This is a genomic window from Petroclostridium sp. X23, from assembly GCF_030013905.1.
In the GTDB taxonomy this organism is placed as follows: domain Bacteria; phylum Bacillota; class Clostridia; order SK-Y3; family SK-Y3; genus X23.
Genome location: NZ_CP124862.1, coordinates 3,566,456 through 3,582,876, shown reverse-complemented (window position 1 = coordinate 3,582,876; position 16,421 = coordinate 3,566,456). Strand labels below are relative to the sequence as shown.

The following is a 16,421-nucleotide window of genomic DNA, read 5'->3' as shown; positions in this document are numbered from 1 at the left end:
TATAAATATTCACTATAATAAATCATAGAATAACAATATTCATTATCTAATTTGAAGATTATTCGTTTATACACACATATCTTTTTATAAACAGATTTTATATGTTCTTCGTCTACTATACTAGATAGTACCATGATAACTATCTATAAGTTTCTTAAATTTGCTATATTTAATTTTTATTTGCCAAATCAAATATTACGAAATCTTATTTTACATACTAACCATCCTATAGGATAGTATAATACTGTCATAATTTTGTGCGGTGAATTATTAATACAGCCTTTATCTCTACTTAAAATACAACCTGCAATATACATAATTGCATGTTTACTTTTTGGAATAAACCCCTTGGCTAATTCATAAGACTGACGTTTAATCAGAGTATATCCTTTTGGGTTTTTTTTAATTACAGAACGTTTATTTCTTGTTAATCCGTCATGTAAATATTCGCAAATACATAGACTGTCTTGTGAAACTTTAAACTTATATTTTCTATTTATTTCTCTCGCAATATATTCTGGCGATATAAATTTTTCTCTTGGTAATTGAGGAAACCTATACTGTGAGATCACATTTGTTTTATAAAATTGAATAAACTCAGAACGTATTTTATACTTATCAGTTATATCCATAATGGTGGACTCCGTAACTTCACTAGGTATTCTTTTTCTACCAATTACTTCCCCACTCACTGTATTTCTTAACGCTAAAATTCCACAAAACTTACTACTTTCTTTAACTTCTTGTAATTGATTCAACGCCAGCTCTATCGCGTTAGGAGTAAAAGTATCGTCTGAATCTAAACAAACAAAATAGTCCGTATGCACTTTATCTAAAGCCATATTAAGTGCCGATGCTTTGCCACCATTATCTTTCTTATAATAAACTATATTTACTACTTGTTCATTCTTCCATTTTCCAACTAATTCTTCGGTATTATCTGTGGAGCCATCATCTATAATCATCCATGTAAATGATTTATTTGTTTGTAGTTTCAAACATTCATAGCAATTATTCAAGATATAAGCTCTATTGTATGTTGGTGTTACTATAGTAACAAAATCTTTTATCCACATTATTCATACTCCTACTCAAAATGTACTTTGTATCTCTTCTATATAATTATCTATCACTATCTGCCTATCAAATTCTCTTTCAATTTTTTCTCTACCAGCTAGCCCCATCCGTTTCTTTTCCTTATAATCTAACGCTAGAAACTTCTCTATTTTTTTAATAAGATCCTTACTACTTTGCTGCTCCACTATATAGCCATTAACTCCATCATCAATAATTTCTCTACATCCACTTCTATTGGTGGCGATTATTGGTCTACCACATGCAGCGCTCTCTAATAGCACATTTGACATTCCTTCTGGGTAAAATGTAGGATGAATTGTACAATGGGATATCTTATGAAATCTTCTTACATCGCTTTGCATTCCATGGTACTTAATAATGGCTCTAGCCTGCATTTCAACTAATTTATCTTCATATGCGCCTTCACAAAACCCTAAAACATGAAATTCGATATTTGGATATTTGCTTTTGATATATTCAGCCGCTTCTAAGTACTGTTCTATACCCTTTTGCCTCATAACTCTTGAAATAAATAAAAAATTAATTATATCATCACTCGGGTAATCTAGAACCTTATAATAATTTAAGTTGACACCTGAACCGGGAATCAATCTTTGTTTTCCTTTTACGATTCCCATACTATTTGAGTTAATTTCATAATTTCTAATCCTTGAAAACACAAGGTTAGAAAAAAGCATAAAAAATAGTTTACCCCAATCCGATAAATAATTCGTCCAAACAATCCACAGAAAGGAGTAAACGTTGTACGAATTATGAATCGGCAAACAACATTATTTACTTTAGAGCAAATTATAGAAATTCAACCATTAACAAAATTACAAGCTGTTTTAACATTTATTGATTATTCAATTATGCTTGAAACTTTTAAAATTGATGTCAGCAAACGTGGTCCTAAAGGATTTGCGTATACCAGCTTGCTCAATGCTTTACTTGCAATGCAAATAGATCAAATACCTACTATTAAAGCATTAGTTAAAAGGTTGAAAACAGACCCCGTTTTAAGAGTAACCTGCGGGTTTGATACTATTGGCAAAACGCCTAGTGCTTCAACTTTCTCTAGGTTTATAGAAAAGCTCTCTAAAACCGATGTACTTGAAAAAACTTTTCAGAGAATGGTTCGTAGAGCCAAAACCTTGGGACTTATTAATGGTTCCCATGTCTCAATAGATGCATCGAAAATTGATGCCTTTGAGCATGCTGTACCAAAATCAAAAATACCAGAAAACAATCCAGAGTTTCCTCACTGGGGTGCCAAGCAAGATACCAATGGCAATATGATAAAATGGTTTGGTTGGAAGATGCATGCTGTAGTAGATACAACAAGCGGAATCCCATTAGGGTACATCATAACCCCTGCAAATGTTGCAGATATGGTAATGGCAATACCACTAATGAATAAGCTTAAGGCAGATTATGAAGACTTATTCAAACCATCTTACTACATTATGGATACAGGCTATGATATACCATCTATCTATCAACATGCTGTATCATTTGGTGCTCAAGCTATTATGCCAATTAACTGGAGAAATACGAAAACTCCACCTGAAGGCATTAACTGGGAAGGTCAACTTGTTTGCACCATGAATTATCCGTATGTGAATGGTGGAAATGATAATGGAACCATTCGGTTATTATGTCCCCACGCTTGCGGAAAAGCCAATTGTCCTATGGGTTCAAGTTGGTGTACGAGTACAAAATCAGGATACATTGGCAAAGTTAAAATTAAGGATAATCCACGGTTTATATCTTATCCATTACGAGGAACAGAAGCATGGGACAATCTATATGATGAAAGAACATCCGTTGAACGCTTTTTTGGTGATGGAAAAGAAAACTATGCTTTAAACAATCTGCGTGTAGCAGGGCTAAAAAAAGCAAAAGTATTCATGGATTTAGCCTGCATTGCAATTATTGCTACAAGAATTACAAAAGCAGAACAATCAAAAAATATTGCAGCTTAGTATTTTAATTATCAAGGAACAGGAGATGATATTTCTTAATTTCAAAACTATATAGTTGTGGATAACTATCTATTGTAAGGATAGTCTAACCTTTTTTTGCACAATTTCAAAAATATCAGTAGGAATTATCCACATTCTTGATTTTTGAATTATGAAATATCCTCATTTATAAAATCGGCGTTATCTTTATTTTGAAAAAATACACATGCTGCATCTTTTAAAGCTACTTTATACAAAAACAAAGTGATAATTTGCAAAACTCCACCATTTTCTACCGCTGTACCAAGACCTGTAATATTTGCTATATATGGCACATTCACCAATCTGCATATCATTCCTCCATAAACATTGGGTTTTATTGTGTATGTTAAGACTACATCAGGTTTAACCTGCTTGATTACTTTCTTATAATGAATCATTAGCTTAAAATCAGTAATTGGATTAGTACCTCTTCTACTAATTTTTGTCTCTATAAACTCACATCCTAAGTCAATAAGCTGAGGCACGAAATCTCCATTGGGGAGTGAGATATGTACTTCATCATTTTTTAACAATACTTCAATTAATTCTTTCCTAAATTTATATAAACCAATATCATTATTTGCTAGTATCAGTATTTTTGCCATTGCTAACTCTCCTCACTGGAACCCCAACATAAGTCCCGGATTCAGTTATATTTTTAACCACCACAGCACCTGCACCAACTTTGCAACCACTGCAGATATCTATGTTATTGCTTACAGTACTTCCAATACCTATCCAAGACCTTCGGCCGATTTTAACAGTACCGGCTAAGTTAACACCTGGTGAAATATGAACATAATCCTCAATTATATTATCATGATCTAGAGTGCATCCAGTGTTGATAATACAACCTTTTCCAACTCTACTAGAACTGTTAATCACAACGCCTGCCATTACAGCAGTTCCAATTCCTAGTTGGACCAGTGTACCAATCATGGCATTCGGATGTATTAAGGTAGCTACGGACGCCTTAGCAACTTCAAGCTTCTCTTGTAGCTGCTCTCTTATTGCATTATTCCCAATTGCGACAAAAATGTCCGCTCTATCTATATACGTAAAAGCATCAGATGATTTTCCGATGACTTTTAGTCCCATACATGATTTAACAAGTATGTTATCATCAAGAAAAGCAATGCTTTGCCACTTATTCATTTTTATCGCAATGTCAGCCACTACTTTTCCATGTCCACTGGCACCGATAATCAAAAGCTTATCCTTCATAACAACACTCTTTCTTCGAAGAAAATTACCTACAAAAATAAAAACCTACAATTACTTAAACTTCATCTAATCTAACACAATATGGTTTTATATTTTAGTATTATTATTGATTAAGTTCTGTTCCTCTGAAAGGTTCCATCGTTACTACTGTATGTGAGCTAATTCCATCCCGCATAACAACTTTCTTTAAAGTAAGAAATATAATCTTCCAGTCTCCAATTAAAGAAATATTATCGATGTATTTCACATCTAGGTTGAACTTGTCTTCCCAGTTAATTGCATTTCTGCCATTCACTTGAGCATAGCCAGAAAGACCTGGTCTTACTTCATGTCTTCGTTTTTGATGCTCGCTATATAGTGGTAAGTACTGTACCAGCAACGGTCTCGGACCTACAATGCTCATATCACCCCTAAGTATATTGAAAAGTTCCGGAAGTTCATCCAAGCTTGTAGCCCTTAGCATCTTACCAAAGTTAGTCAATCTAACTGAGTCTGGAAGCAACTCTCCATATTCGTCTTTCTCATCAGTCATAGTTCTGAACTTATACATAGTAAAGACTTTCTCATTCAGCCCTGGCCTTTTCTGCTTAAACAAAACAGGACTACCAAGTTTTAATCTAACTAATATGGCTACGACCAATAGAACTGGGCTCAACACAGTAATTGCTATCAATGACAGAATAAAGTCCATTGGCCTTTTCAGAAATTTCTTATAAATCATCTAATTCCACAATCCCTTTATGATTCTAACTATTTTTTCAAGATCCCCATCTTCCATTTTTGTATCAGAAGGAAGACAGACACCATTCTCAAACAAATTCCGACTTACATGTCCACCGACATAATCATATTCCGCAAAAAATGGCTGCATATGCATCGGTTTCCAGATCGGTCTTGACTCTATATTTTCCTCTTCAAGAGCTTCCATAATATCAAGTGGCTTAACCCTACCGGATAAAGCCAAACAACTTAGCCAGTAGTTTGGTTCATTCCACTCATTGATTGGCATGAACTGAACACCTTCTAATCCACCAATCTCCCTCTTATAAAACTCAAATATATTTTTTTTCTTGGCCACTCTCTGATCTAATATTTTAAGTTGCCCTCTTCCAATCCCTGCAACGATATTACTCATACGATAATTGAATCCTAACTCGCTATGTTGATAGTGTCTTGCTGGATCTCTACTTTGAGTGGCCCAGAATCTTACCTTTGCAATCTTCTCTTGATTATTACTTATAAGCATTCCTCCACCTGAAGTGGTAATAATTTTATTACCGTTAAATGAAAAAACACCGTAATCACCCAATGTGCCTGTATGTCTACCTTTATATAAAGACCCTAAGCTCTCAGCAGAGTCCTCTATTACCGGTACACAACGCTTTCTACATATCTCTAAAATCTTATCCATATTCGCAGATAATCCATATAAGTGAACCACTATCACAGCCTTTGGCCTTTTATCCATGCTTTCATACTTTTCAAAAGCCTTCTCTAAAGCCTCTGGATCCATATTCCAAGTTTTATAATCACTATCGATAAATACCGGTATCGCCTTTTGGTATATAATTGGATTAGCTGTAGCAGAAAACGTAAGACTGGGACAAAAAACTATATCTCCCTCTCCTACTTCAGCAGCTTTAAGCGCCAAGTGAATAGCCGCCGTCCCCGAAGATAATGCTGCAGCTGACTTAGCCCCTACCTTAGCAGCAAGCTCATTCTCAAATTCATCAACATTATTTCCAAGAGGAGCAATCCAATTTGTATCAAAGGCCTCTTTTATATATTGCATTTCATAACCTTCATCACTCATATGTGGTGATGACAGATAGATTTTATTCTTATCCAAATTCAAGTGACCCCCCACTCTTGTATTTTAATATCACTACTATTTTTTTATACTAAGCCTAAACTCTCAAAAACGCTTTTTATGTCAATATTGTAAATTAATCTTTATCCTCAGTTGAATTTTTTCGCCTATATATAACTGTTTACGCTATAAGAAGCATTTAAAAGTCAATTTGAAACAATCTCTCATAGAATTTAAGCAACTACATTTTATCCTATATATTCAGATTCTAAAACAAAAAACTATCGTACATTATATATGGCAACAGCTATAACCTATAGTTGCTGCCATATATAAATACTACCCTACCTTGCTATAAGTAGGCACAATCCGTTCAATATACTCCCCTATGTCTTCCCCACTACCAAACACCAGCGCTTTCAACGCATTAATTTCATGCACCAATGTCTTATGATCTATATGTATCGGTTTCCCTACGAATATTTTTTCATGCTTGGTGGCAGTCAGTCCTTCTTCCGCCATCAGTAGTTCTTCATACAACTTCTCCCCCGGCCTCAGCCCGGTAACCTTTACTTCAATATCCGTTCCAGGCTCCAACCCCGACAACCTAATCAAATCAGTCGCCAGGTCCATAATCTTCACAGGCTGTCCCATATCCAATATGAATATTTCCCCACCTTTGGCTATTGCCCCAGCTTGAAGTACCAGCTGGGATGCCTCGGGGATAGTCATGAAAAACCTTGTAATATCCGGATGCGTAATAGTCACCGGTCCCCCCTGAGCAATCTGTTTCTTAAATAAAGGAATAACGCTTCCATTACTTCCTAGCACATTCCCAAACCTTACTGCCACAAATTCCGTATTGCTGTGTCTGCTCATATTCTGAACGATCATCTCCGCTACCCTCTTGGTAGCACCCATGATATTGGTTGGATTTACCGCCTTATCGGTGGAGATAAGTACAAATTTCTTCACACTATATTTATCGGCACATTCTGCTGTATTTAAAGTACCAAACACATTATTTTTAATTGCTTCGGTAGGGTTGGCTTCCATCAGCGGCACATGCTTATGTGCTGCAGCATGGAACACTACGCCTGGATGATATGTATCAAAGATATGCTCTAATCGTGCTCTATCCTGCACCGAACCTATTAATACTTCCATGTCCAATGCGTCCTTGTAGATATATCTAAGTTCATTTTGAAGATCATATGCGTTATTTTCATATATATCAAAGATAAGTAATTTCTTAGGATTAAACCGGGCGATTTGTCGGCAGAGTTCGGAACCGATAGAGCCTCCTCCTCCGGTGACCAATACTACTTCATCCTTCAAGTATCCGCAGATTTCGTCCATATTCAATACTACTGGATCTCTTCCCAGAAGATCCTCTATATTCACGTCTCTAACCTGGGTAATATCCACTTCGCCATTGATCAGCTCATTAATCGTGGGAAGTGTCTTTAGCTTGCATTTGGTAAGCTTGCATATCTCCAGAATTTCTTTCATTTCTTTTTTCGTTGCCGACGGAATGGCGATAATGATTTCATCTACCCTATACTTTTCGGCAAGTTCCTTTATCTTGGTCCTATCCCCTTTAACGGGAACGCCATGTACATGCGACCTATGCTTATCGTAGTTATCATCGACCATCACCACAGGTATACTGATTCCCTCATAATGACTTTTCATTTCTTTAATGACCATAGAGCCGGTAAACCCCGCACCTATCACCATCACTCTCTTTCTTCGATCTGTTCCTATAAAAGACATGTTCTTCAACCGCCGCATTACTCGATAACTCAAACGGGTGCTGCCAATAAATAAGAATGTCAACATCCACGAAATCGCATATACGGTTCTAGGAAGCATTAATCCCAACAAAAGTCCGAAAGTTAAAGATGCAGCAACGCCTGCAAATGTTGCGACAAACACCTGAAAAAGCTCCTCAACGCTGGCATATTTCCAAAGACTTGAATACAAACGACAAAAGTAATATATGGTTACGTTAATACCGGTAAGCCATAAAGTTGAATGGAGAAAAACATTTATATATTGAACGGGTATTTTTCCATCGAAGCGGAATAATAAAGCAATATAAACAGCACTATTGATGAGCAGAATATCTGCCAATAGCAACACAATTTTTTGCACATTTAACTTTAGTATGGTTCTATGTACTACTTTTCCCTCACACTCTATCACGCAGTTCCCCTCCTAACCGTTAGAAAGCCGCTAACCACAGCGGCAGATAGTTGTCTTCATGTATTATTATGGTAAAAATTTAGCTAATTTACATATTAATACATTTTCGTCCAATTAGCAATATCTTTTTATATTTTTTACAAACTTTTAACACGATTACAATTCCAACTTTACCAAGTTAAATAGTTAAAGTAATGTTATATAATAAAAGCTTCGGCTTACTGCGGGTTATCGCATCACCAAGCTGTACGATCCTTCATTGCTAATGTAATTATCGCAGTTTCATCCTTATACTAGTTCTTTAGGCTTGCTGTTTATGGGTACTTAGCTCTATACATATTTTAAGTTTATTATACATTATTGGACATACTATTGCAATAATTTTTATCCATCTAATGCATATGCCGAACTTGTCAATATTAATCACTTGACAAAAAGTGGACATTTTATGAATACTAGTATTTTTTAGGCGATTGTCCACCTCTCCCGCTTGACACATTCATTATTTTTACATATGATTGTTACATCAATTCGTTTTTATGTTACAACAATGTTAACATTTCTATTTTTTTACATATATCGTTAGAGGAGGTCAAAATGTGGCTAAGAAGAATGTTTTAATTGTTGATGATGACATTAGCATACTTCGGCTTCTGGAAGCGGCATTAAAAAAAAATGATTTTGATGTGCTGAAAGCCTCCAGTGGTGAGGAAGCCATAGGGATACTTGAAAGTCATCCTGTTCACGCAGTAGTACTAGATGTAATGCTGCCGGGAATGGATGGCTTAGAAACTCTGAAGGTGATTCGGAATCATCCGCTTCACAAGTCTGTTCCTGTCTTAATGCTTACCAGCCGGAATGAAGAAATCGATAATGTCATCGGCTTAGAGCTGGGTGCAGATGATTATATCGGCAAACCCATACGTTATCATGAACTGATCGCAAGGATTAAGGCGGTACTCCGCAGAGCAGGTGAAAATAGTGAAAGTCTTTCTAAAAAATTAGTTGTCGGCAATCTGCAGATTGACCTTTCCTTTCGGACTGTGCGTTTAAATGATTATGAGATACCACTTTCTTTTAAGGAATTTGAGCTGTTATGTCTTCTGGCTAAAAAACCCGGCAAGGTCTTCACGCGTGATGAGATCCTTGATATGGTTTGGAAAGAGGAGTACTTCTTGGAAACGCGGACGGTGGATGTACATATCCGGCGTATCCGGCGTAAATTTGAAAAAGTGGCACAGAGTGCTGTTGTAATTGATACTATTAGGAATGTGGGGTATCGGTTGATAGCGATGTAGAGGGGCGAAACAGGCAAAGTGTTTATCGTTCGGAAATCTGACATGGGCAGGGGCCCAGGGCCGCAGTCCAGCCAAAAACCAGGCCTGACAGCAGACCAGGGCCCCGCCCATGTCCGACTTCCTCTTCGTGCTAAATCGCACTGCCCACATCATTACTCAATCTCCATATCCTCCAAAGCATTCAAAATATCATCTTCATTTATTCCAAACTCTCTTAAAACATCTTCTTGTGAGATTGCTTTATCTGCTGAATAATTTCTCATTCGTTCTTCAGCTATTTTCATTAATTCCAGATCTTCCATTCTTTCCATCATTTTTTCATATTCCTCTATAGACAGAATTACTGCTTCGGGTTTATTATTCTTTACAACAATATACGGCAAATGATCCTTTGCAACTTGCTGCACAATTTTTGAAGCTTTCCCTCGTCCTAAATCAGTCACTGAAATAATACGACTAATAAATTCTCTAATATCACCTGGTATAATGGACGGCATGCTATCACCCTACTTTAAATAGTTTAGTTTTATATCTCTATTATATAATACTTCATGCTGATTTAACACCATTATTTTTAATCATTTTTTTCTACAAATATAGGAGGATGTGAAAAAGTGGGTATCGTTCGGAAATCTGACATGGGCGGGGCCCAGGGCCCCGCCCATGTCAGATTTCCTCTTCGTGCTAAATTCGGCTGTCCCCATTCTTATAGGCGGGTGGACAGGGTCGTCCACCCCTACGGACACTAAAGTCAGCTATGCAAGGTGTCTTTTATTTCTTTGAGTTCTTGAATGAATGAATCTATGCAGGCGGTTAGTTTTGCATACATCGCTGCTGCCTCTTCTATGTTGCCGTTATGGGCATTTTTCTCCACGGTTTTTACCATCGTATATATTTCATCGGCATAGAAATTGGCTATGGAGCCGGCCAGTTTGTGAGCGCTTCTTTCCAGCTTCATGCAATCTCTATTTTTCAGGTCTGTTTCTATTTGTTCTATTTGTGTCTCATATGTCTTTAAAAACTCATTGATGATATCAATGATCACATCTTTTCCGAATAATTCAGCTTCTTCTTTGAAGATTTCCATATCAATGAAGGAATCTCCTGAAGAGGACGATATAGACGTAACCGCTGAAAGAGCGTTGGTCGTTCGGAAATCTGACATGGGGATAGAGCTTCTTTCATCAGTCGCCAAGCACGGGGACGGAGCTTCAGCTTCACCAAAACCGGGCGCAGCAGTAGCTCCGTCCCCGCGCTTCACTCCTTCTATGAGATATTCAGGCAGGCATTCGGCACCCATGTCTTGCTCCTTCTCTTTGCTGCTGCTGATTTCGTTGAGGATATTTAACAGCTCCTTCTCCCGTATAGGTTTTGATAGATAGTAATCCATCCCTTCCGCAAGCAGTTTTTCCCGGTCGCCTACGATGGCCGATGCGGTGAGTGCGATAATGGGAATATGCCTCCCGGTTCCGGCCTCATTTTTACGGATGATTCGTGTTACTTCTATCCCGTCTTTTTCCGGCATATTTTTATCCATCAGGATGCAGTCATATTCATTTTCTTGCATTAGCTTCAGCAGCTCATTCCCATTGTCTGTGATGGTAACATCACAATTGTAATATTCCAGTAAATGCTTGATATAGATCTGATTAATGGAATTATCTTCAGCGGCTGCTACTTTTAGTCCCCGTAAGTCTCTATTCACCCACTGAGGTATTTCCCTTTCTTCTATAACCTCCAATACCTTTATATTGTCTGCGATATTAAAAGGCAGCGTACAGACAAACATACTTCCCAACCCTTCCGTACTTTCTACTTGAATATCTCCCTGCATCATGTTCACCAACTTTTTAACGATTGCCAGGCCCAGGCCTGTTCCTCCATATTTTTTTGAAATACGTGCATCTACCTGGATGAAACTATCAAAGATACAGTCCAGCTTATCCGGTGGAATTCCGATTCCGGTATCTTTTATCACAAACTGTATGACCGCCGTATTTGCTTGGATGGATTTTAGATTTACTTCCAGCGTTACGCTTCCCTCATGGGTGAATTTGATTGCGTTGGTGATGATGTTGTTGAGAACCTGCTGAATTCTCAAGGGGTCTCCTTGCAAACATTCCGGCACTTCCGGATGAATCATACAATAAAACCGTATGCCTTTTGCTTTCGCATCATACTCCAGTACCTGTGCTAACTCCTCCAGCAGCAGCCGAAGATTGAATTCCTTGTACTGCATCACCATCCGGTTAGCCTCAATCCGCGAAATATCCAAAAGGTCATTGATAATCTCCAATAGCGTTTGTGCTGATGATTGAATCATTTCCACGTACCGGTTCTGTTGCAGGCCGGATTTTTTTAATAGACTGACCATACCGATAATTCCCTGCAGAGGCGTTCGTACCTCATGACTGATATTGGCTACAAAGTTTGTTTTCGCTTCGCTGGCATCGGCCAACTTTTTATTGGTATCAATCAATTCTTTATTTTTTTCTCTTAATTCTTTGGTTCGCTTTTCAATGATACCTTCCATCTGCTTGTATAGTTTCGCATTCTCCAGAGAGATTGCGATCTGGGAAGCCAACATCTGAAGGATATACAGCCTTTCACGGTTAAACGCGCCTTGGATCAGTTCGTTTTCAAGGTATAATATGCCTATGATTTTTCCCTTCACAATCACCGGCATGCAGAGAACAGAAGCAGGAGACGCCAATATCACTTCTTCCCCTGTTCTTACTACATAGTGAATAAGCTTTTCAGGCAGCTCATCATCTTCATCTAGCAGATTGGATTGTACTAATTGAATCTCCGCATCCGCGTGTCCTTTTGCTGCGACGCTTAGATTCCCTTCTTCGTTAATCAGAAACACAGCCTTCCGTGCTCCGGAATTTTGCAATACGGTCTTTATGAGAAGCTTAAGCAGTTCATCCAGCTGGATTTCCCCGGAAATGGCCTGACTGGCTTTTATGATCGCATGAAGATCGATACTGGACAGCGCATTGTATGCAGCATTCCCGCTATTATGCTCATTGGTGCCGTAGCCCTTTTCATTATCTTTTGATAACATCTCCGCGTATTTGTTTTCCAGATCTTTTACCTTTGCGGTGGCCCCCCATTTCTGATAGCAGCTGCAGGCATTTTTGAAATAAATAGCTGCAATCTTTGTTCTGCCCATCGCATGATAAAATCTTCCGGCTGCCTCATTAGCCATCGCTTCTTCTTGTATAAACCGATTCTTTCCGGCATGCTCTACCGCCAGGTCATAATAGGTAGCTGCTTCTTGGAAATCTTCATAAATCCGTGCTCTTTCTGCTTTCATCAGATACAGCTTATGCAGGTTATTCTCCGGGGCGGAACGCGAAAACCTTTCCATCACTCTAATGCTTTTATTTATTTTTAGACGGTAAACATGTTTTTGAATTCCTTTAAAGACATCCATGTTTGCTGCGGCTACAAGTGTTGTATAGAAGTGAACCAAAGGGGTACAATACGTCCCCAATACACCGTCCAGATACTCCCATACCCTTGGTACATTCTCCAGTGCTTTGTCGGCTTTTCCAAAGGAGTAGTACTGTATCATCCGATGGAAATAGATATTGAAAACAACCGTTCTGTCGTTGGATTCTTTATACACCGGAAGCATCGTACTCTCATCAAAATATCTTCCTGCCAACCGGCATGGATCTTCTGTCTCCCCTTTAAAATTCAAAATGGTTTGAAGATATATCTCACACAAGCGTATGGAAGTTTCGTGCTTGGTTTTTAACATTGCACCGCGATGCTCATGCCACTCCTTCTCAATGATCGCAAGCTCTCGCCCTGAAAAGTATGAATACACAAAATACTGCATAATGCAGTGGCCGGCTGAAATCAAATCTCCCGATGCGAACCCGCATTCATAGGTGTGCGGAAAATCTTCCAACGTTTTTCTGAGGGGATCTACTCCATGTCGTATGATCATGTTGAACATCAGTCGGGTCTTACATTCATATTTTTTTACATTCATTTTTTCCTGAAGCTTAAGCGCTAACTGCCCGAACGTATACCCCAGCTGTGCCTTATTCAGCAGTGAAGAACAGATGAAGCCGTGCCCCGAGTATGCGATTATGGTTACATCGGTAATCCCGTGTTTTAACGATAATAGCATGACATAGAACCCGATAATGATGGTGGTGTAATACGACGAAGAGTAGCTGGCCATACTGATGGTGTTTAATATGCTCATAGCTGTGATATATTTCTCATTGGTCATAGGGGGTATATTCAACAGCTCTTCCATTTCTTTGCCTCGCAGTGCATGCTGTATCCTTATATAAAGCCAGAATATATGCGCCAAAGTAGGGTTTTTAGGAATGCGTATTCCTAAACGTTTTAGGATATATCTTCCTGTCTCCAATGCTTTTTTTAAGTTATTTTGCACTGTATACGCCGCAATCAATACCTCGTAGACCCGTGCCTCATCCAATATATTTTTCACATGGTCAAGGATCTCATCGGCTGTTTTTTCCATCAACCGGAACCGGGTACATACATAAGCCGCTTCAATAGCTTGAATATGCAGATTCAGTGTAATCTCGTACTGTTCTTTCCACTTATCGCCACCTAACAGATGAATCCCTGACTTGAAATACTCCAATGCCCTTTCATAGGCCGAAGACGCTTTGGCCTTTTTTCCGGCCTGGAGGTTAAGCCGTGCAATCAATTGCTGTTCCTTTTCTTCATAGATGCATGCATGCGCCATATTATAATGGTCAACGATTTCAAAAAGCATGGTCTCTTTTTCGCTAGCTGCCGTATTCTCATACAACAGCTTTGCGATTTTATAATGGATGATGCACTTTTTATCATCATCCACCAGCGAATATACCGCCTGCTGCACCCGGTCATGTAAGAAACGATACCCCTCTTGCTCTTTTATAATTAATCCATCGTCTACGGCAACCTGTAAATATTCTGAGACAGTATACTGCGTTTTCTCTGTGACTGTTGCCAGTGTCCGGACAGTAAAACTGTGATTCATACACGCAGCTGTTTTTAAAATTTCTACGCTTTCCTGAGGAAGCTTCTGTATTTTCTTGATCATCAAGCTCACAACATTTTCAGTGGCATCCTCATGGATGATACTGTCCAAGTCCCATTCCCACATCCCTGCCTCCCTATTCAGCCATAGAAATCCATCTTCTTTTAATGTTAATAAGAATTGAATAAGGAAGAACGGGTTACCCTGGGTTTTTTGGTGGCAGATATGCGCAATCTGCTCGGATTCTTGAGGAGTTCTCTTTAGAATTTCTGCAATCATAGGGGTGATTGCACTAATCTTTAAAGGCTGCAGTGTTATAAAATTGGTACATTGTGATTCTTTTGATATTACTTCTAAAAAAGTATTCATAGCAAGTGACTCTTTTACTTCTTCTTGTCTATATGTGCCAATGATAAGTATATACTGCCGGTCTGTATCCTTAATCAAATTCTCCAGCAGCTTGATGCTTGCATCATCCGCCCATTGAAGGTCATCCAAGAATAGTACCAGCGGATGATCTTTGGAAGCAAATAACCGGATAAAGCGTATAAATACCGTATTAAAACGGATTTGCGCTTCCATAGGTCCAAGGGTTTGTACGGCCGGCTGCGAACCGATAATCTTTTCTATTTCAGGAAAAACTTCAATCATAAGCTGACCGTTACCCGATAGCCTATCCAATATACGGTCTTTCCACTGTCTGATCTTTTCATCGTTTTCAGATAGTATATTTCTGAAGATTTGTTGAAAAGCTTGTATGAATGCCGAATACGGTGTATTCTTTTTATATTGGTCAAATTTTCCCGAAGCACAGGTTGCTCCTCTAGCTTGCATATCGTCCGACACACGGTTAACCAGCATTGTTTTGCCGACACCGGGAGAACCGGCAACAAAAGCTATCTCCAACCGGCCTTCCTTAACCCGGTCATAAGCTGTCATAAGTTTTTCTTTTTCTTGCTCACGGCAGTATAACCGGTCAGGTATGCACAGCTTGTCCGGCAGATCATACATGCCAATTATAAATTCATCGACATCCTCCTCTTGTCCTTCATCGGATAAGCGCTTAGAATATTCTTCTAAATCATATTTCAATCCATAAGCACTTTGATATCGATGATCTGCTTTTTTCTCCATCAGTTTTTCTACAATCTCAGATATTGTCTTGGGAATGCGGTTGTCTAATATATGCAGTGGGTGAGCTTTTTGTGCCAGATGGAAGTGGACCATCTCCATCGCGCTATCTGAGTTAAAAGGATGCTTTCCTGCCAGCATGTGATAAAATATAATTCCTAATGAATATAAGTCGGAACGAAAATCTATAGGGTCGTTGATCCGTCCTGTTAATTCGGGTGAGATGTAAGATAGATCTGTAGATATATTCTTTTCAGACCGGATGATTTTTACTGTTGGTTGCTTTGCATCAACCATTATGCTTCCCGGATGAATATTTTGATGAACCATACTCTTTTGATGCAAATCTGATAGTTCTTTCGTAATAGCTATGGCAATCTTTAGAAATGAGCTTATGTTCATCGGACCATTTTCCAGAAGGACAGCTAAGGGTTGATAATCTTCGCTGCTATTGTAAGCAAGTATATTATTCGAATTTAGCATAGAATCACCTGATTGGTTATATATTTTAAAATATATTATATTATAACTATGCGATATATGCTATACGAGGATGTAAAAAAGTGCTTAATCGTTCGAAAATCAAACATGTGGACAGTCCCTCTGTTATGCCAAAACCGGGCAAACAGCAGGGACAGTCCCCAAGT

The 16,421-nt window shown here is 38.4% G+C and carries 11 protein-coding genes; 2 read left to right on the top strand and 9 right to left on the bottom strand.

The window, feature by feature from the left end:
• Window positions 1–188: 188 nt before the first annotated feature.
• The gene (locus QKW49_RS16805) at window positions 189–1,076 is read right to left on the bottom strand and encodes a glycosyltransferase family A protein (RefSeq protein ID WP_282863818.1); all 888 of its coding nucleotides are present in this window, start codon (window positions 1,074–1,076) and stop codon (window positions 189–191) included.
• Window positions 1,077–1,091: 15 nt separating this feature from the next.
• Entirely contained in the window at window positions 1,092–1,775 is a 684-nt protein-coding gene (locus tag QKW49_RS16800; RefSeq protein WP_282863817.1) for a glycosyltransferase, read from the bottom strand.
• A 75-nt stretch (window positions 1,776–1,850) separates the two neighbouring features.
• On the opposite strand from QKW49_RS16800, the gene QKW49_RS16795 reads away from it, so the two are divergent.
• Window positions 1,851–3,062: a transposase gene (locus QKW49_RS16795; protein ID WP_282863267.1), complete on the top strand. Its 1,212-nt coding sequence runs from the start codon at window positions 1,851–1,853 to the stop codon at window positions 3,060–3,062.
• Window positions 3,063–3,211: 149 nt separating this feature from the next.
• Here the strand turns inward: QKW49_RS16795 and QKW49_RS16790 are convergent, their stop codons facing one another.
• The 5 genes from QKW49_RS16790 to QKW49_RS16770 all read right to left on the bottom strand — a co-directional run bounded on the left by QKW49_RS16790 (window position 3,212) and on the right by QKW49_RS16770 (window position 8,274).
• Window positions 3,212–3,688 carry a glycosyltransferase gene (locus QKW49_RS16790; RefSeq protein WP_282863816.1) on the bottom strand — a complete coding sequence of 159 codons (477 nt, stop codon included), beginning with the start codon at window positions 3,686–3,688 and terminating at the stop codon, window positions 3,212–3,214.
• The gene (locus QKW49_RS16785) at window positions 3,660–4,307 is read right to left on the bottom strand and encodes an acetyltransferase (protein WP_282863815.1); all 648 of its coding nucleotides are present in this window, start codon (window positions 4,305–4,307) and stop codon (window positions 3,660–3,662) included. The genes QKW49_RS16790 and QKW49_RS16785 overlap by 29 nt, the downstream gene beginning before the upstream one ends.
• 103 nt (window positions 4,308–4,410) lie before the next feature.
• The gene (locus QKW49_RS16780) at window positions 4,411–5,028 is read right to left on the bottom strand and encodes a sugar transferase (RefSeq protein WP_282863814.1); all 618 of its coding nucleotides are present in this window, start codon (window positions 5,026–5,028) and stop codon (window positions 4,411–4,413) included.
• The gene (locus QKW49_RS16775; RefSeq protein WP_282868164.1) at window positions 5,029–6,120 is read right to left on the bottom strand and encodes an aminotransferase class I/II-fold pyridoxal phosphate-dependent enzyme; all 1,092 of its coding nucleotides are present in this window, start codon (window positions 6,118–6,120) and stop codon (window positions 5,029–5,031) included.
• 336 nt (window positions 6,121–6,456) lie between these two features.
• Window positions 6,457–8,274 (bottom strand): nucleoside-diphosphate sugar epimerase/dehydratase, encoded by a 1,818-nt coding sequence (locus tag QKW49_RS16770; protein WP_282868163.1) that lies wholly within the window; start codon window positions 8,272–8,274, stop codon window positions 6,457–6,459.
• A gap of 650 nt (window positions 8,275–8,924) precedes the next feature.
• Here QKW49_RS16770 and QKW49_RS16765 point away from each other — a divergent pair.
• The gene (locus QKW49_RS16765) at window positions 8,925–9,623 is read left to right on the top strand and encodes a response regulator transcription factor (RefSeq protein WP_282863813.1); all 699 of its coding nucleotides are present in this window, start codon (window positions 8,925–8,927) and stop codon (window positions 9,621–9,623) included.
• Window positions 9,624–9,775: 152 nt separating this feature from the next.
• On the opposite strand, the gene QKW49_RS16760 is transcribed toward QKW49_RS16765, so the two are convergent.
• On the bottom strand, window positions 9,776–10,120 hold the full coding sequence (locus QKW49_RS16760) for a type II toxin-antitoxin system Phd/YefM family antitoxin (RefSeq protein WP_282863812.1): 345 nt from the start codon (window positions 10,118–10,120) through the stop codon (window positions 9,776–9,778).
• 254 nt (window positions 10,121–10,374) lie between these two features.
• Window positions 10,375–16,257, bottom strand: coding sequence for an AAA family ATPase (locus QKW49_RS16755; protein WP_282863811.1), 5,883 nt, complete (start codon window positions 16,255–16,257; stop codon window positions 10,375–10,377).
• Between the last annotated feature and the right edge of the window lie 164 nt (window positions 16,258–16,421).